The sequence below is a fragment of the Klebsiella sp. 141251 genome (assembly GCF_050600725.1).
GTDB classification, from domain to species: domain Bacteria; phylum Pseudomonadota; class Gammaproteobacteria; order Enterobacterales; family Enterobacteriaceae; genus Klebsiella; species Klebsiella aerogenes.
This window is the reverse complement of record NZ_JAQIRG010000001.1, coordinates 340,131-364,678: the sequence shown is the minus strand read 5'-3', so window position 1 is coordinate 364,678 and position 24,548 is coordinate 340,131. Positions and strand designations below refer to the sequence as shown.

Sequence of the window (24,548 nt, the reverse complement as noted above, 5' to 3'; positions counted from 1 at the left end):
GATCGCTTACGCTTAGCAGGGAAAAACTGTTACTTTTTCTCCCCCTCGCCGGCGTGCCAGATCCGCTCGGCGTAGCGGCCAATCATCGCCAGCGACGCCGCCAGGATCAGGAAAAACACCACCTTGTGCAGGCTGTACCAGAAGAATTCGAAGAAGCGGGTGTAGAGGTTGATGGCGAGGAACGTCAGGCCAAATCCACGCAGCATGCCATCGTCGGTTTTCAGGCTGATATAAATACAGATCACCGCCGCCAGCGCAAACAGCAGTCCCCACGGCAGCAGTTGCGCCTGACTGACCCCATACCAGCTCTCGGAATCGTAGTTGCCGAATATCGACAGGATCCACAGCGCGACAAACAGCCAGGTCAGCCCCATCGCCTTACTGACGGTAAACAACTGCCGCTGGCGTAACACATTTTGCATCAAGTAGCACAGCGCCAGCAGCACGCCGCCGAACAGCACGAAACGAATCGGGAAGCTCATCCCTAGCCAGTAGGCCCCCCAGCCTGATATATAGCCGGTTTCCGCGCCAAACCAGTTACCTAACGCCAGCAGGAAGAACAGCCACACCAGCCCGGAGCGAGCGAAAAACCCTATCAGGCCGTAAATCGCGCAGCCGAACAGTATCAGCGGCGCCACGTGACCGCTGCCGTCATCCAGCCGATCGCCTAGCTGCCACAGGGCAATGGCGGTGCAAATCACGCCGAGGAACAAAATCGCCTCGGTGCTATAGTGCCACTGCGCTTCGCGACGCTGACGGCGGAACCCCCAATAATAAAATGCGATGGCCAGCAGCGTCGGCAGGATAATGCGCGCGACAGCGGAGTCGCTGAACAGATTGATAATCGCGGCAATCAGTTCGGCATCGGCGAACAGGCTGCCCAGCGCAATCAGTACGCAGGCTATCGCGGTCCAGAAGGCGTAGCGGCTCAGGCGCTGCCAGTCGAAAGCACGGACAGATAGCGACGCTGATAGCCGTTGGCCGTCGCTGCTGTTCAGGACCCCCTCCTGCTGCCATTGCTCGATTGCGCGTTGAATAATCCGCTGTTGTTTGCGGGTGACGTTCATAAGCGTTCCTTGTCCATTGCGGGCTTAGCCCTGTTGATCCAGCCAGGCCAGCGCCTGCTCTCCGGTTTCGTCCAGCGGTAAATAGACCAGCAGACGCGAACCGTTGCGCGGCGCGGAATACCAGTACATTTGCTGCAGGCTAAAGCGCCCGAGCTGCGGATGGTTGAAATTTTTCACCTGATTTTCGACGCCGCGCACCTCATAGCGCTGGTGCCATAGCGCTTCGAACTCCGCTGAGGCGGCGAAAAAGCGCGCCAGCTTGTCTTCCCACTCTGGCGAACCGCGATGCTCAGCCATCGCCGCGCGAAAATAGGAAACAAAAGTCGGCAACACGTCGCGATTTTCAATGCGGCTACGCCAGGCTTCGCAGGTGAGATAGAGATAGATGCAATTGCGGTCTTCTTCGGCAATCGTCGCGAAATCAACGCCCATCAGACGGCAAAAGCTGTCATTCCAGGCGACGATATCAAAGTTCGGTTTCTGAATGCTGGCGGGCTGAGGCATCAGGCTATCAAGCATACGTCGGGTTCCGGGGCTTATCCCCTCGCAGACCGTGGCCTGCGTATTCTCTGGGGGCGTTAAGCCTGCCAGAACGAACAGATGACGGGTCTCCAGCGGGCTGCACTGAAGCGCGCTGGCCACGCCGCTTAATACCGCCGCCGACGGATTCACTTCCCGCCCCTGCTCAAGCCAGGTGTACCAGGTCACGCCGACGTCCGCCAGCATCGCCACTTCTTCCCGGCGCAGCCCCGGCGTCCGCCGCCGCCCGACGCGCGGCAGGCCGAGACGCTGCGGGTCAAGGCTTTCGCGGCGGGCGCGCAGGAATGCCCCCAGCTGTTTACGGCTATCATCGGGCGCGAGATTCAGCGCCTCACGTTGCAGCATTAGCGTCATCGTTCCTCCAGCATGGTAGTACCAATACCAGTATAGACAGGAACTGGTACCCGTTTAATTAATCGGAGATGCTACGGCCATCCGCTGAATGACGCAATGGAGAGATCCGATGAATTCGTCTGCTGTTTCACCCGGCCGCGCCGGCTTACTGCTGTTACTGACCGGCCAGATGCTGCCGTTAATTGATACCTCGATAACCAACGTGGCGCTGGATTCGATCACCCACTCCCTCGACGCCAGCGCCACCCAACTGGAGCTTATCGTCGCGCTGTACGGCGTGGCCTTTGCCGTCTGCCTGGCGATGGGCAGCAAACTGGGCGATAACTATGGACGCCGCCGCCTGTTTCTTTGGGGTGTGGCGGTATTCGGCATCGCCTCGCTGCTATGCGGGATGGCTAACTCAATCACTACCCTGCTGGCCGCGAGAACGCTGCAAGGCGCGGGCGCCGCGCTGATCGTGCCGCAAATACTCGCCACCCTGCACGTCACCCTGAAAGGCACCGCCCACGCCAGGGCGATCAGCCTCTACGGCGGTATCGGCGGCATCGCGTTTATCGTCGGGCAGATGGGCGGCGGCTGGCTGGTCTCCGCCGATATCGCCGGGCTCGGCTGGCGTAACGCCTTCTTTATCAACGTGCCTATCTGCCTACTGGTGTTGGCTTTTAGCCGCCGCTATGTGCCGGAAACCCGCCGCGAAAGCCATTCCAGCATCGACTGGCAGGGAACTTTCAGCCTGGCGTTAATCCTCTGCTGCCTGCTGTTCCCGATGGCGCTGGGGCCGGAACTGCACTGGCCATGGGAGCTACAGCTGCTTTTGCTGGCCGTACTCCCCCTGCTCGGCTGGATGCGCCTGAGCGCGCTGCGTAAACAGCAGCGCGGCGAGCAACCGCTGCTACCGCCGCGGCTGTTAAAGCTCACCAGTATCCGCTTTGGGATGGCTATCGCGCTGCTGTTCTTCAGCGCCTGGTCCGGCTTTATGTTCTGTATGGCGCTGACCATGCAGGCCGGGCTTGGGATGGCGCCGTGGCAGTCCGGCAACAGTTTTATCGCTCTCGGGGTGGCCTATTTTATCTCCGCGTTGTACGCGCCGAAGCTTATCGCCCGCTACAGCATGGGGCGCATTTTGCTGATAGGCCTGGCGGTACAGATTAGCGGCCTGCTGCTGCTGAGCGCCACCTTTTATCAACTTGGCCTGCGGACCACGACGCTGGCGCTGGTGCCCTCCACCGCGCTAGTCGGCTATGGTCAGGCGTTAATCGTCAACAGTTTCTATCGTATCGGGATGCGGGACATTCGCGCCTGCGACGCCGGTGCCGGTAGCGCCATCCTCAGTACTCTGCAGCAGGCGACGCTGGGCCTGGGGCCGGCCATTCTTGGCTCGCTGTTCTTGACCCTGGCCCAGCGCGGCGGTGGCGACTATGCGCAGGCGCTGATCGTCTTCCTGCTGGTCGAGGTGGCGATGATGCTGCTGCTGGGCGCTATAGCCCTTTGGCTGCGCCATCACCTGAACCTGCAGCCGGCGGCGACGGCGTCCTGATTCACAACTGTGTAACCTCTGATTTGCATAATAGTCATCCAGCGGTCATCATAACCGCTGGATGTACAGGAGACGTTATGCAGGAATTAATATCGCAAATCGCCGCATTAGGCATCAAAATCACCCCTACCACCTCGCTCATCATTACCTTTGGCATTATTTTTCTGACGGCGATTGTCGTTCATCTCATTCTGCACAAAGTGGTACTGCGCACCTTCGAAAAGCGGGCGCAGGCCAGCAGCCATTTATGGCTGCAAATCATCACGCAAAATAAACTCTTTCACCGCCTGGCGTTCACCCTGCAGGGAATTATCGTCAACGTTCAGGCCGTGCTCTGGCTGCAGAAAGGCAGAGAAGCGGCGGAAATTTTATCCACCTGCGCGCAGCTGTGGGTAATGGTTTACGCCATGCTTTCCTTCTTCTCGCTGCTGGACGTGATTTTCAATCTGGCGCAAAAATTCCCCACCGCCTCGCAGCTGCCGTTAAAAGGCATCTTCCAGGGCATTAAGCTGGTTACGGCGATTATTATCGGCATTCTGATCATATCGCTGCTAATTGGCCAGTCGCCGGCGATTCTGATTAGCGGCCTTGGCGCGATGGCCGCCGTGCTGATGTTAGTATTTAAAGACCCGATTCTTGGCCTGGTGGCCGGGATCCAGCTTTCCGCCAACGACATGCTCAAACTCGGCGACTGGCTGGAGATGCCGAAATATGGCGCCGATGGCGCGGTTATTGATATCGGTCTGACCACGGTAAAAGTGCGCAACTGGGATAACACCATCACTACAATCCCCACCTGGTCGCTGGTCTCGGATTCGTTTAAAAACTGGAGCGGGATGTCGGCCTCCGGCGGTCGTCGCATTAAGCGCAGCCTGAACATCGATACCACCAGCATCCATTTTCTTGACGAGCAGGAGCAACAGCGCCTGATTCAGGCCAAATTGCTGAAGCCCTATATGGACTCGCGCCATCAGGAAATTAACGAGTGGAACCAACAGCACGCCAATGCGCCATCGGTGCTCAACCTGCGCAAAATGACCAATATCGGCACCTTCCGCGCCTATCTGCAGGAGTATCTGCGTAACCATCCGCGGCTACGCAAGGATATGACCATGATGGTGCGCCAGCTAGCGCCGGACGCTAACGGCCTGCCGATTGAGATCTACTGCTTTACCAATACCGTGGTGTGGGCGGAGTATGAAGGCATTCAGGCGGATATCTTCGACCATATCTTTGCGGTGGTTGACGAGTTCGGCCTGCGTATTCACCAGACGCCAACCGGCAACGACATTCGTTCGCTGTCTGGCGCGCTGTCGTCCTGATTCCCGGCTGGCGCGCATTGCGCGCCAGCGTACTCTCACTCCACTATCATTTCTCAGGGCTAGCCGTCGACACAGTTTAAGCAGATGATCTTTTCACCAACATGGATTATCGCCAAAGGACGCTCTGCATAATGAAATTAACCACAACGTTTGTCGCGCTTGGCTGCGCTTTAGCACTCCTTTCCGGTTGCACCTCATCGAAGACCTCGCCAGAACGCCATGCTTATAGCTTCGTGTCTCACCGTTCAGATTTCGTCGGCGGTAATTTCACCGTTAACCGTCAGCAAAATTATCAGATGAACCTGCCTAACTTCCGCGATATTTATGCCCGCGGGCAAGAAGATCGGAAAAAAGGGGTGAGTGAAAGCGATGCGCAGCGTGTTGCCGACGCCATTAAGCAACAGGCGCTGGAAGGGGTGAAGTCACAACACTCCTTCAACGGTAATGCGAGCGATCGGTGGAGCGAAACGATGGAAGCGAAGGATGCTCGTCTGTTTGGTAATGAGCTGGCTGGCGCCTATCTGGACGGCTTCCACGGGATAAAATAAGTTGTGTCGCCCCGCCAGTCCGCGGGGCGATAAGCCTTACGCCGGGCGACGCAGCAGTTTGAAGGCGGCAAACAGGAAGATAATCCACACCGGCAGCAATATCGCCGACAGACGCATCCCGTCAATGGTGCACATCAGTACCAGAATCAAACCGAGAAAAGCGATGCAGAAGTAGTTGCTGGCTGGCGCCAGTAACGCTTTGAACTTCGATTCGCGGCCTTTACGACGCTGCGCGGCGCGAAACTTCAGATGCGCCATACAGATCATTATCCAGTTCAGCAGCAGCGTCGCCACTACCAGCGCCATCAGCAGCCCCAGCGCTTCATGCGGCAGCAGATAGTTCAGCACCACCACCAGCGAGGTAATGACGCCTGACAGCAGCAGCGAATTCACCGGCACGCCGCGTTTGCTGACGCGGGCGAGAAACTTCGGCGCATTGCCCTGTACCGACAGGCCGAACAGCATCCGGCTGTTGGAATAGACGCCGCTGTTATAGACCGACAGCGATGCCACCAGAATGACGAAATTCAGCGCGGAAGCCACCACGTTGCTGTCAAGATTATGGAAAATCATCACAAACGGGCTGCTATCGGATTTAATCTCCACCCACGGATAGAGCGCCAGCAGCACCACCAGCGAGCCAATGTAAAACAGCAGGATACGGTAAACCACCTGGTTAACCGCTTTCGGAATGCTCTTTTCCGGATTTTGCGCTTCCGCGGCGGTAATGCCGATAAGCTCCAGCCCGCCGAAAGAAAACATAATCACCGCCAGCGACAGCACCAGGCCATGCCAGCCGGTGGCAAGGAAACCGCCATGCTTCCACAGGTTATCAAAACCGGCTTTGCTGCCGCCGTGGCCGCCAAACAGCATCCACAGGCCAAAGGCGATCATGCCGATAATCGCCAGCACTTTAATCAGCGCGAACCAGAATTCTGCTTCGCCATACAGGCGTACATTGACCAGGTTGACGGCGTTAATAATGATGAAGAAGGCCGCCGCCCAAACCCAGGTGGGCACGTCCGGGAGCCAGTACTGCATATAAATCCCGGCGGCGGTCAGTTCCGCCATCCCTACCAGCACGAACATGACCCAGTAGTTCCAGCCGGAGAGAAAGCCGGCGAACGGGCCCCAGTATTTATAGGCAAAGTGGGCAAAGGAACCGGATACCGGCTCTTCCACCACCATCTCGCCAAGCTGGCGCATAATCAAAAAAGCGACAATACCGGCCACGGCGTAACCCAGTAATACCGCCGGGCCAGCCATTTGAATCGCGGGACCAATGCCGAGAAACAGGCCGGTACCAATCGCGCCGCCAAGGGCGATAAGTTGAATATGTCGGTTTTGTAAACCGCGATGAAGCGTCAGGCCGCTCTCTTCCACGGCATCCGACGACGTTGACGCGTCTTTCACGTCGTTCCCCTGTGTGTTTTTGTGAAGGGGCACCTTTTATCACTTAGGGGGGATTGTCGCAAGTTGCGCGGGGCAAGCATCAGCCGCCCGCCCCGCTTTTTTAGCGTTAGAAGTCGTAGCTCATTGAGACGCGAACGGTACGCGGATCGCCTTCGAACAGATAGGTTCCGGTATCGTCAATGCCGGACCAGTACTTCTCGTTGGTCACGTTGGTCACCCCGATGCGCCAGGTCATTTCGTTCTGGTCGGCGTTCAGGCGCATACGATAGCGCAGGCCTAAATCCAGGGTGGTGTAGCTATCCAGCTTCTTGGTGTTGGCCGCATCGGCATACTGCGAGCCGCTATGATTGACACGCGCGGTCGCTGTCAGGCCTTCCACCGGCTTGATATCATACTCGGCGCCGAGCACCGCGTAGAAGTTAGCCACCCCAATGGCATCTTTACCGTCGGTTGCGCCTTTAGCGGTTTTAGTCTGTTTGGCATCCAGCCACACCGTACTGGCGTTAAGACGCAGCCCCAGCATCGGCTCGCCGAAGACGTTCATCTCTACGCCGCGGTTACGCTGCTCGCCGTCGAGGCCGTAATTGCCAGCGGTATCGGAAATGGCGTTCGGTTTTTTGATTTCAAACAGCGCCAGCGATCCGCCGATCGTACCGTAGTCGATCTTGACGCCCACTTCGTCCTGCTTCGAGTGCGCGATCCCGGTACTCTGCCCGGCATTGGCCGCCGTAGTCGGCGCCACAGAGCCCGGCTGCAGCGCTTCGGTATGGTTAGCATACAGCGACAGCTGCTCCCACGGCTTGTACACCAGGCCAAACGTCGGCATCCAGCGGCTTTGGGTATAACGCGACGAGGTATCTTCCAGTCCGGTGGCGTTGCTGTAGTTGCGCACGACCACTTTCTGATGACGAGCAGCCGCGGTAAACAGCACCTTATCGTTAAAGAAGCCGAGGGTGTCGCTCAGCAGCCAGCCCTGCGTACGGCTGCGCGAGGTGACCAGCGGATCGTGGTAGTTGCCGCCAAAATAGGCGTTATCCGGCATTGCCACATCGCGGTTGTCATAGATATTGGTGGTCGGGTTCTTCGCCGACATTCGCCAGGCAGTCGCATCGGTATGCACCTGCGCCGCATAGCCGAGATTCACCTTATGCGAAATCGCGCCGGTATTGAAATCGCCGCGTACCCCGCCCATGCCGCTAATCGCGTCGATGATGCGGTTAGTATCAAGGCGGCCAACCGTCGCATCGCCGTTTTTATTGAGCAGCTTCGGCGCGCTGTAGGTGCCGATTTCATGCGAATGCTGACCGCCGAGGGCGCTGTATACCGTCCAGCTATCGGTCAGGTCATATTCCGCCTTCGCCATGCCGAACTCGCTTTCGATATCGCTATAGCCCCACTTCTGGCTGTAGTTTTTGCTGTTGTCCGGCAGCGCCGGGACGAAATCCACGCCGCTGATATTGACGCCCATCGTACCGCCGTGGAACGTTTTCTTCTGATAGCCGAAATCGAGCGAGGAGCGGAAACGATCGCCGCGGTAATCAAGCCCCAGCGAAGCCAGCGTGGTACGGCGTTTATCGTTATCGATAGCGCCTTCGCCCTCGCGATGCACCAGGTTGACCCGGGCGCCGAACTGGTTGTTATCGCCGAAACGGCGCCCCAGGTCGAGGGTACCGCCAACCTGGGAATCAGAGGTATAGTCGACGCCAACGCGTGCGGTCGGCAGATCTTCCGCCCGCTTCGGCTCGAGGTTAATCATCCCGCCGACGCCGCTGCTGGCCGCGCCGTTAAGCAGGCTGTTAGCCCCTTTGAAAATTTCAACGCGCTCCAGCATCTGGGTATCCATCACCTGACGCGGCACCACGCCCGCCAGTCCGCCCATGGTCATGTCATCGCCATCGAGCTTAAACCCGCGGATTCGATAGGTCTCGGCGAAGTTGCCGTAGCCCTGTACGGCCTGCACGCCAGCGTCGTTGCTGACAACATCGGCGATAGTTTTCGCCTGCTGGTCCTGAATCAGCTTCGAGGTATAGCCGATGACGTTAAACGGGACGTCCATCGCTTTTTGTTCGCCAAGCATTCCCAGACGGCCGCCGTGGGCGATCTGGCCGTCGAGGAATGCCGGAACTACCAGGTCGCCGCCGGATTTAAAATCGCTGTTTTCGTTAGCCTCGACGATGATGGTCTCTTCGCCAGGCTGCTTCGCGGCGGCAGCGTCCGCGGCCATCGCCGTTTGACTGGCGGCGCTGATGGCTAAGGCCAGCAGCGTTTTACGCAGCGGGAAGGATGAATAGTGCGTGGTGTGCATAATTTGCCCCATGGATGAGGATAAATGGATCAAAGGGCCCGTCGCCGGGCCAGTTATTTTTATTGCGCGTTCAGGTCGATACGTACGATGCTGTCCGGGCCTTTAGTGGAGTGGTCTTTATTGAAGGGCTGTTTGACGGTGACAAACAGCGTCTGACCATCGGCGGAAAGCAGCAGGCTGTTGGGATTGGCCGGCAGCGCCCAGCTTTTCTTCAGCGTGTAGCGGCTGGCGTCAAGGCTGATAACCTTGCCGGATTCACGCTGTGAAATATAAATCTCGTGGCGTTTCCCATTGAACTGCACCGCCAGCGAATCGCCGACATCGAGCTGTTTAAGCAGTTTGCCGCTGTGGATATCCAACACCAGGGTGGTTTTCGCTTTCGAGTTATCGGTCACGAACAGACGACCGGTTTCGCTATCTTCGGCCATATTAAGCAGCAGCGCCGGCTTGTCGCCCAGCGGCTTCCAGCGCTGTTCAATGCGTTGGTTGCGCGGGTTGATCACCAGAATTTCACCGCTGCCGTTGGCGGCGTATACGCGCCCGGTTTGTGCAGAATAGTGCAGGCCGGTCATCCATTTACCGGTGTTTTTAATCCGCGTTTTCAGCTTCAGGGTAGTGGCGTCAACCACCCAGATTTGCGCCGGGTCGGCGACCGCCCCAACGTAGAGGGTATTATTTAACAGCAGCAGCTGACGCGCCCCATAGGGGAGCCCTTTTTCATTGCGCTCGCTGAACAGCAGGCGGTTTTTTACCTTGCCGGTGGCGGTGTCAATAGCGCTGATGCCGCCGTCGAGCGAATTGCTGACGTATAGCGTTTTACCATCCGCAGAGAGCTGTAAAGCGAAGTTTTTCAGATCGGTATGCGTCAGGCCGATGGTATTAAGGGTTTGCGGATCCAGCTTGTAAACCGCTCCGCCCTGCACATCTTTAAAGCCCTCGGCGCTGGCGACGTACAGCGCATCGCCCTGCGGGCTTAGCGCCATCTCGTACAACCCTTCCGCTAGCTGGCGCTGCAGAGGTTGCGCCACGTTAGCCGCAGGAGAGTTAACAACCGGTTGAGCAACGGCAGCGGAATGGTGGGTCGCGCAGCCGCCTAACGTCGCGCTGATGGCCAGCGCCAACGCCGGAAGAGTGTATTTCATTGGAACAACCCTATAAAAAATCAATGACCCGGTGGTCGCGCAGCGGCCGATATTGTGTGTTTCCGGCCTGCTGTCTTTGCGTCACCCTACGCCTTCGCTGTTCCTTGTGAACGACTCACTGGCGCAGATCGATCCCTGCTTAGTCTGCGAACAAAAAAGAGAATGAGAACTATACTCATTATCGAATGTCAAACAAGCCTCGGCGGGCAAAAAAGATTATCTGCTGATTTTTTAACGTGGGATGGCGGATTGATAGGGGGAGAAAAGAACTGCGGGATCGATACATACCCGGATAGCGGCGCATTACGCCTTATCCGGGCGACAGGAGGCTAAGCCGCACGCTTCTGGCGAAGGGCGGCTTAGCACGTTTAATGCAATTTCAGGCGCGGGCGAATAATACGGTTAATCCCGCCGGACAGCATCATCAGGCCGGTTTTGAAATAACCGTGCAGCGTCACCTGATGCATCCGATACAGCGAATCGTAAACCATGCGCGCAATACGGCCTTCGACCATCAGCGGGCCGATCGGCAGATGCCCCATAATGCTACCGAAGGTGGTATAGCTGGACAGTGAAACCAGCGAACCGCGATCGCGATAGGAGAACGCTTTCAGCTTATGCCCCTTCATGCGGGCGATAATATTATCGGCGGTGAACAGCGCCATCTGATGGGCCGCCTGGCCGCGCGGCGGGATAAATCCGCCTTCCGGACGCGGGCACGCCGCGCAGTCGCCGAAAGCAAAAATATCAGCGTCGCGCGTGGTTTGCAGCGTCGGGGTCACCACCAGCTGATTGATACGGTTGGTCTCCAGCCCGGCAATATCCTTCATGAAGTCCGGCGCTTTGATCCCCGCCGCCCAGACAATTAAACTCGCCTCGATAAACTGGCCGTCTTTAGTATGCAATCCACGCTCCTCAACGCCGGTGATCGTGGTATTGGTCATCACATTCACGCCAAGTTTACGCAGCTTTTCGTGCGCGGCGCGGGAAATCCTTTTTGGCAGCGCGGGCAAAATACCGTCGCCGGCCTCTATCAGGCTGACATTTAACGCTTCGTTGGTCAGTTCTTTATAACCGTAGCTGCGCAGTTCTTTTACCGCATTATGTAATTCGGCAGATAATTCAACGCCGGTAGCGCCACCGCCAACAATGGCAATATTGACCTTACCGGTGGTCTGCGGGTCGGCGGAATAGCGCAGAAATTGGTTCAGCATTTGCTGATGAAATACTTTTGCCTGCTCAGCGCTGTCGAGGAAAATACAGTGTTCTTTTACCCCTGGCGTATTAAAATCGTTCGACGTACTGCCCAGCGCCATCACCAGCGTATCCCAGCGCAACTTGCGTTCCGGCACCAGCATTTCTCCCTGCTCATCCCGCAGCGCGGCGATAGTAATAGTCTTATCCTGCCGATCGATATCCATCACCGAACCGTGCTGAAAGGAAAAATGATGCTTGCTGGCATGCGCGAGAAAGCTCAGCGCATCGACGCCTTCATCCAGCGAACCGGTGGCGACTTCATGCAATAGCGGTTTCCACAGATGACTCTGGCTGCGGTCGACAAGGGTAATATTCGCTTTCCGCCGACGCCCTAATTTACGTCCCAGTTGGGTCGCTAGCTCCAGCCCGCCGGCGCCGCCGCCGACAATAACGATCTCTTTTAATGGCGTAGTCAAGATGAACTCCAAAATAATTAATTAAATGTTAATTAAAAACTCTCAGATAATTTTTAGTTAACAATAATTCAAACAATAAAATGCCAGTCATCCATTAGATGATTACGGGGTGCATATTGGTAATCGCAAATTTAATTGGCGGCAATTTTTAATCGGGATATTATTGTACAAGTTTTCAGGCAATTTCCTTGCACGCATATTCGAGGTAAATAAAAAGGCCACTAAATTATTATTTAGCGGCCAGGGTAAGGATTAGATAATAATAACTATTAAGTCTTATATTTAATGAAGGGTGATTAGCGGCAGCAACGTATTACCGCGGTTTAATAACGCATCATCACCGATTTAAGTTCAGTATAATCATCAATAAACGCGCTACCAAACTCACGGCCAATACCCGATCCTTTCATGCCGCCGAACGGCACCGCCGGGTCGAGGAAGGTATGCATGTTGACCCATACGATCCCGGCGTCAATAGCCTGCGAGTAGCGCAGCGCCTGGCGGATATTATCCGACCAGACGCTGGCCGCCAGCCCATAGGGCGAAGCATTAATTCGGGCCAGCGCCTCTTCTTCGCTGCGATAGCCAATAAAGCTGCATACCGGGCCGAAGGTCTCTTCGCGCATCAGGGTGCTCTCTTCGCTGCGCACTTTAACCGCCGTCGGCTGCAGGAAATAGCCCTCGCCGGGCAGCGCTTCGCCGCCGCAAACGATGGTATCGCCCTCATCGCGCGCGGTCTGAATGAGCCGCAAGACTTTGTCATACTGCTGGCGGTTGGCCAGCGGCCCCATCAGCGTTTGTTCATCCAGCGGCGACCCCGGCGCGAAAGCGCTGAGCTTATCTTTCAGCAGCGCCAGTACCGCATCCAGCTTGCCCTGCGGCAGATAAAAGCGCTCAGCGGCGGCGCAAATCTGCCCCTGGTTGAGGTAACCGGCTTCAATGATGCCGTTCACCATGGCCTCCGCCGTCAGATCATCGAGGAACAGCGCGGCGTTTTTACCGCCCAGCTCCAGCGTAACCCGTTTACCTGACCCGCTGGCCGACTGCTGGACTTTTTCCCCGGTCGCCACCGAGCCGGTGAAGCTCACTTTGGCGCAGGCCGGATGCGTGATGAGCCGTTGGGCGATTTCGCCTCCGGCGCCGTTGACCACGTTAATGACGCCATCCGGGATACCCGCCGCTTTCGCCAGTTCCGCCACCCGCAGCAGCGTCAGCGGCGTATACTCGCTCGGCTTGAGGACGATAGTGCAGCCGCAGACCAGCGCCGCCGCCATCTTCCAGATGGCAATCATAATCGAGAAGTTCCACGGTACGATGCCGACCACCACGCCCAACGGCTGGCGGCGGGTAAAGGCGGTATATTTCTCCCCGGCCATCGACGGCAGCGACACATCCAGGGTTTCCCCGGTGATTTTTCCCGCCCAGCCGGCGAAGTAGCGCAAAAACGCTACCGATTGATCCAGTTCCAGCATCCGCGCCAGGGTGATGGTCTTACCGGAGCAGAGGCTTTCCAGCTGCGCCAGCTCTTCGCGATGCTCTGCCAGCGTGTCCGCCAGTTTCAGCAGCAGCGCGCCGCGCGCCAGCGTCGGTATCTCGCGCCACTGATTAAACGCCAGGCGGGCGCTCTCCATCGCGCGGTCCGCCTGGCCGACATCCGCCGCCGTGACCTCGGCAATCGCCTGTCCGGTCGCTGGGTTTATCACCGCGAACGGCGCGCCGTGGCCCGCCTCCCGATGACCGGCAATAAACTGCCCGTGCGGCTGGCGTAAAAAGGCGGTCACTTCCGCCAGTAAGGTTATCTCGCTCATCGTCAGCACCCGTTTTTTAGCAAAGTTAGCCCATCACAGCACGGTTGCGCCGCACCGCCCATCGTTCTAAAGAACGTCATTCTTCCGGACGATATTCAGCGCCCGCGCGGCGTGCTGTGATGAGGACATTGAGCCAGGCAAGACGACAGGGTAACGCGATGAATATTAAAATCGATGCGCTGAACTACTACGGCGCGACGAAGAAATACCAGCTCCATTTTCCGGCGCTGCGGGAAGATATCGAAGCCGATGTGGTAATTATCGGCGGCGGCTTTTCCGGCATTAACACCGCGCTCGAACTCGCGGAACAGGGGATCACCAACGTGGTGGTGCTGGAAGCGCGCCATCTTGGCTATGGCGGCACCGGGCGCAACGGCGGTCAGGTGATGGCTGGGATCGGCCACGATATCGAAGCGGTGAAAAAACACGTCGGCAAAGAGGGGCTGGAGACGCTATTTAAAATCGCCAACCTCGGCGCGGGTATCATTCGCGAACGCATCCGCAAATACAACATCGACGCCGATTTCGTCCCCGGCTACGGCTACCTGGCCTATAACCAGCGGCAGCTTAAAACGCTACGCCAGTGGGAGAAGGAGTTTAAAGCCGCCACCCCCGATGAAGAAATCGAACTGTATACCGGGAAAGAGGTGCAGCAGGTGGTCGGCTCCGAAGTTTACTGCGGCGCGCTGAAACATATGGGCGGCGGGCAGATCCATTCACTCAATATGCTGCTTGGTTCGGCGCAGGCCGCGCATTCGCTGGGGGTGAAGATTTTCGAATCCTCGCCGGTGGTGGAGGTGAATTACGGCAAACAGGTACGGGTGCGCACCGCGATGGGCAGCGTTAAAGCCGCCAAACTACTGTGGGCCTGCGACAGCTTCCTCAACAATATGGAGCCGGAGATCTACAACAAAACGCTGGTCACCTACTCCTATCAGGTGTCGACCGAGCCGCTCTCCGATGAACTGATCGAGCGTATCAGCCCGCTGCGCGGCGCCTTCAGCGATATTCGCCCGGTGATTAACTACTACCGCGTCACCCGCGAAAACCGCCTGCTGTTCGGCAGCGCTACCCGCTTCGTGGAGTATACGCCGAACGATTTCGCCGCCTGGAACCGTACGCTGCTGGCGGAGGTCTTCCCATACCTGAAAGATGTGAAGATCGATTTCGCCTGGGGCGGGCCGATGGCCTGTAGCGCCAACCTGTTCCCGCAGATTGGCACCTTACGCGACCATAACAACGTCTTTTACGTCCAGGGGTACTCCGGCTTCGGCGTCACCCCCTCGCACATCGTGTGCAAAATCCTCGCCGAAGGGATCAATGGCGGTTCCGACCGCTATCGTCTGCTAAGCAGCATTCCCCACGCGACCATCCACGGCCGTGACAGCCTGCGCTTGCTATTAGTCACCGCCGGAAAACTGATGCATCAAACCGCCGGTTTCTGGAAAGGCCGGAGTTAATCAGGAGAACGCTATGCACGCTTTTAAACTCAAACACCCGGTACCTGAACTACAGCCGATCGGCAGCGTCAGCCTGCTCGGCGCGACGCCGACCGCCGGCGACCCGCAGGTAGCGGGCGCGATGATATACGGCGAGCCGCAGGACGCCTTTACCTGCGGACTGTTTTCGTCCACCGAAGGGAGCTTCACCATGACCTACCCGTTTACCGAACACGCCACCGTGCTGGAGGGCGAAGTTGAACTGACCGTCGCCGGCGGCGAGCCGCAGCGCTTCGCGCCGGGGGACAGCTGGTTTGTCAAACAGGGCACCGAAGTGGAGTGGAAAATCCTCACCCCACGTTTCGTCAAACACTATCTGGCGAACGTCGAGACGCGCTAACACGCTGATAATGCCCGGCGGCGTATTGCGCCTTCTCCGGGCTACCAAATCGCACAGCGCTGTCGCCCCGATAAGCGTCAGCGCTACCGGGGTTTTGAGGCCAAATTAAAGGCAGGCCGCACGGACCGTAGGCCGGGTAAGGCGCTAGCCGCCACCCGGTAGAAATACGCGCAACGTGGCAAGACAGATGGCCCCGCTTTCCGGGGCCATCTTGTTTATCAACCGCCACATTCATGGACTACGTCACAGATTCACCCGTTGCTCTCCACCTTCCGGACGATATTCGTTGAGCAGGATGCCCGCCTAAATTATGACTATCCGGGAGTGGCGCTGGCTATTCCCTGCCCTCCCCTACATTGTGCAGAGGTTGACTATGTTTAGTAACAGACTCGCCAGCCATCTTGAACGCGGCGTCGTCGGCTTTCCGACGACCCTCGCCAGCTCGGTTGGGCTGATTATGGCAAGCCCGGTGATCCTGACGGTCACCAGCGGATTCGGCATGGGCGGCGACACCTTCGCGCTGGCGGTACTGCTGGCTTTTATTATGATGCAAGCACAGGTCACTACCTTCGCCGAAGCCGCAACGTTAATCCCTACCACCGGCTCGGTGTACGACTATATATCCTGCGGTATGGGCCGCTTCTTCGCCATTACCGGCGCGCTGTGCGCCTATCTTATCGTCCATATCTTCGCCGGCACCGCGGAGACCATTCTCGCCGGCATTATGGCGCTGGTGAACTTCGAATCGGTCAACGCGCAGATGGCCGCCCATCAAAACACCTGGATGGTGGGCGTCGGTATGGTGGTCATTTTCGGCCTGCTCAACGCCATTGGCGTGGAAATTTTCGGCAAGGTCGAAGTGGTGCTTACCTTTGGCATGTGGACAACGCTGACCATTTTCGGCCTGTGCGGCATTTTTATGGCGCCGGTGACTCATCTTTCCGGCTGGTTCGGCACGCCGCTGAACGTTAGCGATATCTCCGGCCTGTTCGGCTATATCGGCATGGCGATGTTTATGTTCGTCGGCTGCGAACTGGTGACGCCGATGGCGCCGGAAATCAAAAAAGCCCACCGCACCATTCCGCGGGCGATGGCGTTGGGTCTGCTGGGGGTCGCCAGCTGCATGTTTATCTACGGCGCGGCGATTAACCGCCAGGTGGAAAACGTGGTGATCGATGCGGCGAATAACGTCCATTTGCTGGACACGCCGATGGCGATCCCGGCCTTCGCCGAGCGGGTGATGGGCCACGCCGGCCAGTACTGGCTCGGGGTCGGCCTGCTGCTGGCAGGCTGTGCAACCATTAATACGTTAATGGCCGCGGTGCCGCGTATTATTTACGGTATGGCGCTGGACGGCGCGCTGCCGCGTTTTCTTACCTGGCTGCATCCGCGCTTCAAAACGCCGGTGATCGCAATTGCCATCGGCGTGGCCATCCCCTGCCTGCACGCCTGGTACCTGAACGGCGATCTGGACCGTATCGTACCGCTGATCCTCGCCGCGGTATGCGCCTGGGGCGTGGCCTATCTGCTGGTCACGCTGTCGGTGGTGATGCTGCGCATTCGCCGCCCTGACCTGCCGCGCGCCTACCGCTCGCCGTGGTTCCCGCTACCGCAGATTATCTCCAGCGTCGGGATTATCATCGCGATTGTGAATATTACCCCACCGGGGATGGACAGCCGCGAGGTGCTGGTGCCGTTCGGGATTATGCTCGGCCTGACCGCCGCCTATGCCCTGTTCTGGACGCTATGCGTACAGCGCGTTAATCCGTTCAAGCCGCTGGAGGTGGAAGAGGTGGTCGAGCGCGCTATCGGCAATTATGAGAAACAGACCCGCGGGGAGATGACGCCTGATGCCCTCCGTCCCCTGGTTTGAAACACCATTAATGAACGCGGTGCAGCGCGACTTAGCGGGCTGGCCGAGCGAAAAACTCAGCGAACGCAGCGCGATGTTGCGGTTGAACGACGCCACCGCCGTCATCTTCAGCGTGCGCCAGAAGCGGCTATTTATGGCCAGCATTCACAGCTGCGAGTTTGTCGTCGAGGGGCCGGTTACCCGGCCCGCTCGCGGCAAGATCCGCGCCCACCAATCCGGCTGGCTGAAACGTCAGCCCATCCGCTTTATCGGCAGTAAAGAGAGCGCGGAACTCGCCGGCTATCTCAACGGTTTTCCTAATCTCCAGCACACCTTAAGCGAGCTGGACTACCGCCGCTTTTCGTTGACCTTTGACGATAGCGGCTGGCGCTGTTGCATTGAACCCTGGGCCGCCAGCGAAGTGGTCTGTAAAATGCCGCCGCTGCGCCGTTATCTGAAGCTCGAAGCGCAGCAGCGGATGCTGCTGCTCAGCGTGCTGGCGATGATTAATCAGGCGGTAAGTCAGTGGATGCGCGGTGAAATCGCAGAAGGGAAAACATTGACTTCCCCGCCATCACAGCGGGGAAGCTGAGGCGTTTTATAGCAGACCGAACTGCTGCGCCAGCCGATCGATGGCCTGGCGCTGGAACTGTGCGAATGCGGCGCGCGGCTGCTGCTGGTGAATAAATTCCAGCAGCGGATCCTCAACCTCGGTGCGCACGCCGCTCAGCGTTTCCATCACCGCCAGGCCGCAGAACGGCACGTAGGACTCGGCGTAGCCGCCTTCATGCACCATCACCAGTTTCCCGCCGCACAGGCGATCCGCCGCCTGCTGGACCTGTTCGGTCATCGCCCGGAAGCTGTCACTATGTAGCTGCATCCGCGCTAATGGATCCATCGCGTTGGCATCATAGCCGCAGGCGATAATAATCAGTTCCGGCTCAAAACGCGCCAGCGCGGGAATGACGATAGTTTCCAGCGCATAGCGCCAGCTGTCGTCGCCCGCCCCGGCCAGCAGCGGAATATTGATGTTGTAACCTTCGCCCGCGCCAACGCCGCGATCGTCCTCGCCGGAGTAGCCCGGCGGGAAGCAGCCGTCCTGATGCAATGAGATAGTCAGCACGTCATCGCGCTGCAGATAGATATGCTGCGTACCGTTACCGTGGTGAACGTCCCAGTCAATAATCGCCACCTTGCCGAGCCCCAGCAACGCTTTCGCCCGTTCAACGGCAATGGGAATATTGGCGAGGAAACAAAACCCCATCGACTGGTCCGGCAGGCAGTGGTGTCCGGGCGGCCGCGACAGCGAATAGGCGTTATCCAGTTCCCCCTTAAGCACCGCTTCCACGGCGGCACAGGCCAGTCCGGCGGAAAGGCAGGCGATTTCATAACTCCCCGGCCCCAGCGGCGCCTCTTTGCCGAGCATGCCGCCGCCGTTATCGCTGATTGCCTTAAAACGCTCAAGATAGCTATCAGGATGGATCCGCCGCAGGTCCTCAAGGCTCGCCGCCGCCGTGCTGCGTAGTTCCAGCTGCGGCGTCAGTCCGGAGACGTCCATCAGGTTTTTCATCCGCCGTTTGGTCTCCGGCGACTCGGCATGGCCGCCGCCGGCGGGCGGCTGTACCCAGCCACCGACCGGCAGCGTTACCGCGTGCAGGCCGGTACTGTGCCAGAAACAACGTTCATCAAAGAAGAAACCGGTTTTTCTTTTCACTCTATCCTCCCGTTGGCTAAACCTTTTCCGGCGGACGACGCCGCCGCAATCAAAATCAGAGACAGCAGCGCGCAGGCGCCTGCCGCCGCCAGCAGCGGATTGGCGCTGGCGAAATGTTGCAGTAAGGCCCCCGCGAGCGCCGGGCCGGCTGCCATTCCGCCGCCGATCACCAGATTGATGCTGTTCATCAACCGGCCGCTGTTATCGAGCGCGGCCACGCGAGCGAGGATAAAAGGCAGCACGAAAGTCCAGGTGAACTTAAACAGCAGCGCCGCGATGGCGTAACGCACCAGCAGCGGATGGCCCGTCAGTAACAGCACGCTGGCGATCAGCAGCGCGTATCCCAGCCACACCGCCAGCCGGTCCGGACGTTGGGTACCGCGTAGAGCCGCGCCGCCGGCGCCGATAATGCCGAACACCGTCGCCGCCGCCAGCACCAGACCGACCTCTGTCGGACTCAACCCCGCCCCGCTGCCGATGGTGCCGATAAAGGTCCATACCGCGCTGAGGCTGATATAGAAGGTGAGAACCGCGAGCACCGCCAGCGCCTTACGCCACGACGCTGCAGGTGGCTGGCGATGGGAAGCCGATTGCGCTTGAAAACGCGACGGGAAGGCGGAAACCAGCGGCAAACAGCAGAGCATGATGGCGGCGAGGAGCAGATAAACGACCTTCAGGCCAAAGGTCACGAACAGGCCGGGCAACACCAGCAGGCCAAGCATGCCTAATAGCAGCTGCCCCAGTACCCAGAATGCGTACACCCGCGATGGATTCGGCGTTCCCGCCGCGCAACTAATGCACAAAATCATTAGCGTGCCGCCCGCCAGGGAAGCAATAAAGCGTACCGCCAGCAGCGACGCATACTGGGTGACTACCGCCGAAGCAAGGTTAGCGAGCAGAAATACCGCGCAGGCGACGAGTGCCACCCGCCGCCAGTCGAGGCGGTTCATCCACCACCACGCCGGGAGCGTCGCCAGGCTCATCGCGCCGAGCTCCGCCGAAAATAGCCAGCCGATCTGTCCGGGTTTAAGGTGCCATTCGCTGGCCAGCTGCGCCGCCACCGCCGGCGCGGTCATTAAAATCCCCGGCGCAATGGCGGCGAAAATAACAATCGCCGCCAGCAAACGCAGCGACACCACCAGCCCGCCAGGCCGGGAAAGGCTATTTTCAGAAAGAGGTGTACTCGACATCGTAGGGCGTGCTCCAGTCAAAAAAGCCTCCCCCCGGACGGTTATCCAGGGAGTGATACCCACAGGCATCAGGAAAACGCCGTGCTGCCACGGCGCGCGCGGGATGCGATAGTCAGATTACAGATGCAGCGTACGCTGAGCGGCAGGCATCCAGGTTCGGGAAACGAGTTCAGTCCGGTTGACAACTTCAGTCTTGGCGAAAATATTGCGCAGATGGGTTTTCACCGTCGAGAGCGAGATATCCAGCTGGCGGGCAATCAGCTTGTTGCTGGCGCCTTCACGCACCATGCCGACGATTTCGCGCTCTTTGGCCGTCAGGATGGCAGGGAGTTGATCCTCTTCCTGCAGGAAATCGCGAATAGCCAGCTCCACCAGCGGTAGTACCGCCTGGGCCCGGAGGCGTTCCTCGCTGGAAAAAGGCACGTCGCGCATCAGCGAGATACCGGCAACGATCCGCCGTTCGCGGCGAATAAAGATTTCGGTCATGTCGCGTACGTTATTCGGCAACATAAATTCATGATAGTAGTGGCGGTTGCGGTCACAGAGTCGCGGCGTCATCGCTGCCATGGTCGTACTCTGGTGACTAAAGTGCGCCGGCAGGTGCGGATCCAACGGCTGGAAGCTTTCCAGATATTGTTGGTGTGTATTATCCGAAATATTATGCAATATATAGTTTTCAGGTTTTAAACGATTATTTACTCGATAAAAAACCGCTGAAGACAGTGGAATTAACTGTGAAATAGTCTGTAAACAACGGGCTATTATCGCATCATTACGACTGGCTTTTAATAAAGCAGACATGATATTTCCCCCCCGTCAAGGTGGTGGTGCGTAACACGCGGATTACCAGAGTAAGATGAAGCATACATTTCACATTTAAGTAACACAATCATTAACATGTTAACAATGTGATATCCATTACAAACTTTTCATCAATACATTGTTATTTAAAGCATTTAAAAATCACCCTGCTATCTGTTAACGTAGCGGCGTTAAAACATAAACAAAAGTTATTAACATCACGCGTTATTTTCCGGCAAGGATTAAAAACCCTTATATTGGCAGGTCCGATCTCATCCTTAAGAACGATAGTTTTTTGCATTTTTTCATTTATACCCTAAAAAGGATGTCGATAATTTAACGCCGCGGCTTAATCAACGGATTACGCCTGACTTGCTATTGCCCAAATATGCCGCCCCAGGCCAGCAATTAATAGAGGATAAGCCGATGCTGAATATCGCCGCCTTACGCCAGCAGCAAATTCCGCTGGCCGTCGAACCACGCTCATCGCTGCCGTTTCATATTCTGATGAAACCAATTGGCCCCGCCTGTAACCTCGCCTGCCGCTACTGCTACTACCCGCAGGATGAAACGCCGGTCAGGAAGATGGACGAAGCGCGGCTGGAGCAGTTTATCCACCGCTATATTGCCGCCCAGCCCGCCAGCGCGCGGGAAATCAACTTTGTCTGGCAGGGCGGCGAGCCGCTACTGGCCGGGCTACGTTTTTATAAAAAAGCGCTCGCCCTGCAGCAGCGTTACGCCCCTGACGGCGTAACCATCAGCAATAGCCTGCAGACCAACGGGACGCTTATCAACGACGCCTGGTGCCGGCTGTTTCGCGAACATCGCTTTATTATCGGCGTCAGCCTCGAAGGTAGCGAAGCGCTGCAAAACCACCATCGACCGGATAAACGCGGGCAGGCTTCCTGGCCGGCGGCGCTACGCGGTATCGCCCTGCTCCACCAGCATCAGGTGGAGTTTAATCTGCTGGTGGTGGTGCATAACGAGATGGCCGCCCACGCGGCGGCGATTTATGACCGGGTGGTCACGCTTGGCGCGCGCTATCTGCAGTTCCAGCCGCTAATGAGCGAAGGCGCCGCGCTGCGTGAGGGTTATCAGCTCAGCGCCGATAACTGGGGGCGTTTTATGGTCGGTATCTGGCGACAGTGGCAAAAGCGCTGCGATATGGGGCGGGTATTCGTCATCAATATCGAACAGGCGTGGGCGCAATATTTTACCCATACCAGCGGCAGCTGCGTGCATAGCGCCCGCTGCGGCAGCAATCTGGTGATGGAGTCTGACGGCCAGCTTTACGCCTGCGATCATCTGATCAACGCCGAACACCGTCTGGGCCGCCTTGACGAGCAGACGCTCGCCGCCGCGGTCGACGCATCCGTTCAGCTCCCTTTCGGCCAGCAAAAAAGCCTGCGCCGCGAATGTCAGACTTGCTCCGTAAAAATGGTCTGCCAGGGCGGCTGCCCCGCGCATCTCAACGCCGCTGGCAACAATCGGCTATGCGGCGGTTATTACCGATTCTTTAGCGAAATCCTCGCGCCATTACGTCCCTTTTCCCGCGACCTTAACGGCCTGAAAGCCTGGCGGGCCGCGTTTGTTGGGGCCGCGCATCCCGCGTAGCCCTTTGCCCTGATGGTTATCCCACTATGAACAGGAGAGTCAGTCGTGAACAAAAAAGCCATGGCCGCGGCGGTCAGCATGATCCTCGCCGGCGGCGCGCACGGCGCACAGAATGAGCATCCAAACGTCATCGTGATTATCGCCGATGATATGGGTTATTCCGATATTAGCCCCTTCGGCGGTGAGATCCCCACCCCCAACCTGCAGGCCATGGCGGAGCAAAGTATCCGCATGAGCCAGTATTACACCTCACCGATGTCGGCCCCGGCGCGTTCGATGCTGTTGACCGGCAACAGTAACCAGCAGGCCGGGATGGGCGGCATGTGGTGGTACGACAGCACCATTGGCAAAGAGGGTTACGAACTGCGGCTGACCGACCGCGTCACCACCATGGCCGAACGCTTTAAAGATGCCGGCTATAACACGCTGATGGCCGGCAAATGGCATCTCGGTTTTGTTCCCGGCGCCACGCCGAAGGACCGCGGTTTTAACCACTCCTTCGCCTTTATGGGCGGCGGCACCAGCCACTTTAACGATGCGATTCCGCTCGGAACCGTCGAGGCGTTCCACACTTACTATACCCGCGATGGCGAGCGCATCTCCCTGCCGGATGATTTTTACTCCAGCGAAGCTTATGCCCGCCAGATGAATAGCTGGATTAAAGCGACGCCGAAGGAGCAGCCGGTCTTCGCCTGGCTCGCCTTCACCGCCCCTCATGACCCCCTGCAGGCGCCGGATGAGTGGATCAAACGTTTTAAAGGCCAGTATGAGCAGGGTTACGCCGAGGTCTATCGCCAGCGCATCGCCCGTCTGAAAGCGTTGGGAATCATTCATGACGACACCCCGCTGCCGCATCTGGAGCTGGATAAAGAGTGGGAGGCGCTAACGCCAGAACAGCAGAAATATACGGCGAAAGTCATGCAGGTGTATGCGGCGATGATCGCCAATATGGACGCGCAAATCGGCACACTGATGGAGACGCTGAAACAAACCGGGCGCGATAAAAATACCCTGCTGGTATTTTTAACCGATAACGGCGCCAACCCGGCACAGGGTTTTTATTACGAATCTACCCCCGAATTCTGGAAGCAGTTCGATAACAGCTATGACAACGTGGGCCGCAAAGGATCATTTGTCTCCTACGGCCCCCACTGGGCCAACGTCAGCAACGCCCCCTACGCCAATTATCACAAAACCACCAGCGCCCAGGGCGGCATCAATACCGACTTTATGATCTCCGGTCCCGGCATTACCCGGCGCGGTAAAATCGACGCCTCAACCATGGCGGTGTACGACGTGGCGCCGACGCTATATGAATTCGCCGGTATCGATCCCAATAAATCGCTGGCGAAGAAACCCGTGTTGCCGATGATTGGCGTCAGCTTTAAGCGCTATCTGACCGGTGAAGTCCAGCAGCCGCCGCGCGGCAACTACGGGGTTGAACTGCATAATCAGGCAGCCTGGGTCGATGGTGAATGGAAGCTGCGGCGTTTAGTCAAGCTCGGACTCAACGCCGGCGACGCGCCGTGGCAGCTGTTTAATCTGCATGACGATCCGCTGGAGACGCATGACGTCGCGGCCCAACATGCCGACCGGGTCAAAGCCATGAGCGACGCCTACGAGGCATTTGCTAAGCGCACCATGGTTACCAAAGCGCAGGGCAAGATGATCGATTATGTCGGTATCGATAACAAAACCGGGCGTTATCTGGCGGTCGATCCGGCAACCATGAAGCCGGTGCCTGCGCCGCAGGCGATTCCTGTGAACGAGGGCCAATAAACAAACCCGGCTATCGTTCTTCCGGGCGATAGCCGGAAGTTGACTCGCTT

19 protein-coding genes are annotated in these 24,548 nt (G+C 57.8%); 9 read left to right on the top strand and 10 right to left on the bottom strand.

The window, feature by feature from the left end:
- Nucleotides 1-29: 29 nt before the first annotated feature.
- Nucleotides 30-1,067: a DUF2157 domain-containing protein gene (locus tag PGR09_RS01730; protein WP_430915753.1), complete on the bottom strand. Its 1,038-nt coding sequence runs from the start codon at nucleotides 1,065-1,067 to the stop codon at nucleotides 30-32.
- Between the two features lie 24 nt (nucleotides 1,068-1,091).
- Complete coding sequence (locus PGR09_RS01725; RefSeq protein WP_020079399.1) at nucleotides 1,092-1,961, bottom strand: helix-turn-helix transcriptional regulator; 870 nt, start codon at nucleotides 1,959-1,961, stop codon at nucleotides 1,092-1,094.
- A gap of 109 nt (nucleotides 1,962-2,070) precedes the next feature.
- Here PGR09_RS01725 and PGR09_RS01720 point away from each other — a divergent pair, with 109 nt between their 5' ends.
- The 3 genes from PGR09_RS01720 to PGR09_RS01710 all read left to right on the top strand — a co-directional run bounded on the left by PGR09_RS01720 (nucleotide 2,071) and on the right by PGR09_RS01710 (nucleotide 5,368).
- On the top strand, nucleotides 2,071-3,498 hold the full coding sequence (locus PGR09_RS01720; protein WP_430915752.1) for an MFS transporter: 1,428 nt from the start codon (nucleotides 2,071-2,073) through the stop codon (nucleotides 3,496-3,498).
- A gap of 77 nt (nucleotides 3,499-3,575) precedes the next feature.
- Nucleotides 3,576-4,820 carry a mechanosensitive ion channel family protein gene (locus PGR09_RS01715; RefSeq protein ID WP_430915751.1) on the top strand — a complete coding sequence of 415 codons (1,245 nt, stop codon included), beginning with the start codon at nucleotides 3,576-3,578 and terminating at the stop codon, nucleotides 4,818-4,820.
- A 131-nt stretch (nucleotides 4,821-4,951) separates the two neighbouring features.
- Complete coding sequence (locus tag PGR09_RS01710) at nucleotides 4,952-5,368, top strand: Exc2 family lipoprotein (RefSeq protein WP_045381305.1); 417 nt, start codon at nucleotides 4,952-4,954, stop codon at nucleotides 5,366-5,368.
- A 36-nt stretch (nucleotides 5,369-5,404) separates the two neighbouring features.
- Here the strand turns inward: PGR09_RS01710 and pheP are convergent, their stop codons facing one another.
- The 5 genes from pheP to PGR09_RS01685 all read right to left on the bottom strand — a co-directional run bounded on the left by pheP (nucleotide 5,405) and on the right by PGR09_RS01685 (nucleotide 13,709).
- The gene (gene pheP / locus PGR09_RS01705) at nucleotides 5,405-6,781 is read right to left on the bottom strand and encodes a phenylalanine transporter (RefSeq protein ID WP_430915749.1); all 1,377 of its coding nucleotides are present in this window, start codon (nucleotides 6,779-6,781) and stop codon (nucleotides 5,405-5,407) included.
- A gap of 106 nt (nucleotides 6,782-6,887) precedes the next feature.
- Nucleotides 6,888-9,086, bottom strand: coding sequence for a TonB-dependent receptor (locus tag PGR09_RS01700; protein WP_063414682.1), 2,199 nt, complete (start codon nucleotides 9,084-9,086; stop codon nucleotides 6,888-6,890).
- A 59-nt stretch (nucleotides 9,087-9,145) separates the two neighbouring features.
- Nucleotides 9,146-10,228, bottom strand: a complete 1,083-nt coding sequence (locus tag PGR09_RS01695) for a YncE family protein (RefSeq protein WP_316422876.1) — start codon at nucleotides 10,226-10,228, stop codon at nucleotides 9,146-9,148.
- Nucleotides 10,229-10,596: 368 nt separating this feature from the next.
- Nucleotides 10,597-11,901, bottom strand: a complete 1,305-nt coding sequence (locus PGR09_RS01690; RefSeq protein ID WP_430915748.1) for an NAD(P)/FAD-dependent oxidoreductase — start codon at nucleotides 11,899-11,901, stop codon at nucleotides 10,597-10,599.
- Nucleotides 11,902-12,224: 323 nt separating this feature from the next.
- Nucleotides 12,225-13,709, bottom strand: a complete 1,485-nt coding sequence (locus PGR09_RS01685; protein WP_289577343.1) for an aldehyde dehydrogenase family protein — start codon at nucleotides 13,707-13,709, stop codon at nucleotides 12,225-12,227.
- A 158-nt stretch (nucleotides 13,710-13,867) separates the two neighbouring features.
- Between PGR09_RS01685 and PGR09_RS01680 the strand changes: the two genes are divergently transcribed.
- From PGR09_RS01680 to PGR09_RS01665, 4 genes are all read left to right on the top strand, one after another.
- Nucleotides 13,868-15,169: an NAD(P)/FAD-dependent oxidoreductase gene (locus PGR09_RS01680; RefSeq protein ID WP_015367823.1), complete on the top strand. Its 1,302-nt coding sequence runs from the start codon at nucleotides 13,868-13,870 to the stop codon at nucleotides 15,167-15,169.
- 13 nt (nucleotides 15,170-15,182) lie between these two features.
- A complete protein-coding gene (locus tag PGR09_RS01675) occupies nucleotides 15,183-15,548 on the top strand; it encodes a cupin domain-containing protein (RefSeq protein WP_025714914.1) in 366 nt (121 codons plus the stop codon).
- Between the two features lie 373 nt (nucleotides 15,549-15,921).
- Nucleotides 15,922-17,421 (top strand): APC family permease, encoded by a 1,500-nt coding sequence (locus PGR09_RS01670; RefSeq protein ID WP_047049430.1) that lies wholly within the window; start codon nucleotides 15,922-15,924, stop codon nucleotides 17,419-17,421.
- Nucleotides 17,399-17,992, top strand: coding sequence for a DUF3156 family protein (locus PGR09_RS01665; RefSeq protein ID WP_430915747.1), 594 nt, complete (start codon nucleotides 17,399-17,401; stop codon nucleotides 17,990-17,992). Before PGR09_RS01670 ends, PGR09_RS01665 begins: the two co-directional genes overlap by 23 nt.
- A 6-nt stretch (nucleotides 17,993-17,998) precedes the next feature.
- Here PGR09_RS01665 and PGR09_RS01660 read toward each other — a convergent pair whose 3' ends face one another.
- From PGR09_RS01660 to PGR09_RS01650, 3 genes are all read right to left on the bottom strand, one after another.
- A complete protein-coding gene (locus PGR09_RS01660; RefSeq protein WP_315709624.1) occupies nucleotides 17,999-19,114 on the bottom strand; it encodes a class II histone deacetylase in 1,116 nt (371 codons plus the stop codon).
- Nucleotides 19,111-20,304: an MFS transporter gene (locus tag PGR09_RS01655; RefSeq protein WP_045393369.1), complete on the bottom strand. Its 1,194-nt coding sequence runs from the start codon at nucleotides 20,302-20,304 to the stop codon at nucleotides 19,111-19,113. Before PGR09_RS01655 ends, PGR09_RS01660 begins: the two co-directional genes overlap by 4 nt.
- 117 nt (nucleotides 20,305-20,421) lie before the next feature.
- On the bottom strand, nucleotides 20,422-21,105 hold the full coding sequence (locus PGR09_RS01650) for a helix-turn-helix transcriptional regulator (protein WP_045393597.1): 684 nt from the start codon (nucleotides 21,103-21,105) through the stop codon (nucleotides 20,422-20,424).
- Between the two features lie 426 nt (nucleotides 21,106-21,531).
- Between PGR09_RS01650 and PGR09_RS01645 the strand changes: the two genes are divergently transcribed.
- Together PGR09_RS01645 and PGR09_RS01640 are read left to right on the top strand one after the other, a co-directional pair.
- Complete coding sequence (locus PGR09_RS01645) at nucleotides 21,532-22,719, top strand: anaerobic sulfatase maturase (RefSeq protein WP_315709621.1); 1,188 nt, start codon at nucleotides 21,532-21,534, stop codon at nucleotides 22,717-22,719.
- Nucleotides 22,720-22,764: 45 nt separating this feature from the next.
- The gene (locus PGR09_RS01640; protein ID WP_315709619.1) at nucleotides 22,765-24,498 is read left to right on the top strand and encodes an arylsulfatase; all 1,734 of its coding nucleotides are present in this window, start codon (nucleotides 22,765-22,767) and stop codon (nucleotides 24,496-24,498) included.
- The last annotated feature ends 50 nt before the right edge of the window (nucleotides 24,499-24,548 follow it).

Coding starts and splice junctions, on each gene's coding strand:
- PGR09_RS01730 (WP_430915753.1), bottom strand. CDS start 1,067: ATGAACGTCACCCGCAAACAACAGCGGATTATTCAACGCGCAATCGAG.
- PGR09_RS01725 (WP_020079399.1), bottom strand. CDS start 1,961: ATGACGCTAATGCTGCAACGTGAGGCGCTGAATCTCGCGCCCGATGAT.
- PGR09_RS01720 (WP_430915752.1), top strand. CDS start 2,071: ATGAATTCGTCTGCTGTTTCACCCGGCCGCGCCGGCTTACTGCTGTTA.
- PGR09_RS01715 (WP_430915751.1), top strand. CDS start 3,576: ATGCAGGAATTAATATCGCAAATCGCCGCATTAGGCATCAAAATCACC.
- PGR09_RS01710 (WP_045381305.1), top strand. CDS start 4,952: ATGAAATTAACCACAACGTTTGTCGCGCTTGGCTGCGCTTTAGCACTC.
- PGR09_RS01700 (WP_063414682.1), bottom strand. CDS start 9,086: ATGCACACCACGCACTATTCATCCTTCCCGCTGCGTAAAACGCTGCTG.
- PGR09_RS01695 (WP_316422876.1), bottom strand. CDS start 10,228: ATGAAATACACTCTTCCGGCGTTGGCGCTGGCCATCAGCGCGACGTTA.
- PGR09_RS01685 (WP_289577343.1), bottom strand. CDS start 13,709: ATGAGCGAGATAACCTTACTGGCGGAAGTGACCGCCTTTTTACGCCAG.
- PGR09_RS01680 (WP_015367823.1), top strand. CDS start 13,868: ATGAATATTAAAATCGATGCGCTGAACTACTACGGCGCGACGAAGAAA.
- PGR09_RS01675 (WP_025714914.1), top strand. CDS start 15,183: ATGCACGCTTTTAAACTCAAACACCCGGTACCTGAACTACAGCCGATC.
- PGR09_RS01670 (WP_047049430.1), top strand. CDS start 15,922: ATGTTTAGTAACAGACTCGCCAGCCATCTTGAACGCGGCGTCGTCGGC.
- PGR09_RS01665 (WP_430915747.1), top strand. CDS start 17,399: ATGCCCTCCGTCCCCTGGTTTGAAACACCATTAATGAACGCGGTGCAG.
- PGR09_RS01655 (WP_045393369.1), bottom strand. CDS start 20,304: ATGTCGAGTACACCTCTTTCTGAAAATAGCCTTTCCCGGCCTGGCGGG.
- PGR09_RS01650 (WP_045393597.1), bottom strand. CDS start 21,105: ATGTCTGCTTTATTAAAAGCCAGTCGTAATGATGCGATAATAGCCCGT.
- PGR09_RS01645 (WP_315709621.1), top strand. CDS start 21,532: ATGCTGAATATCGCCGCCTTACGCCAGCAGCAAATTCCGCTGGCCGTC.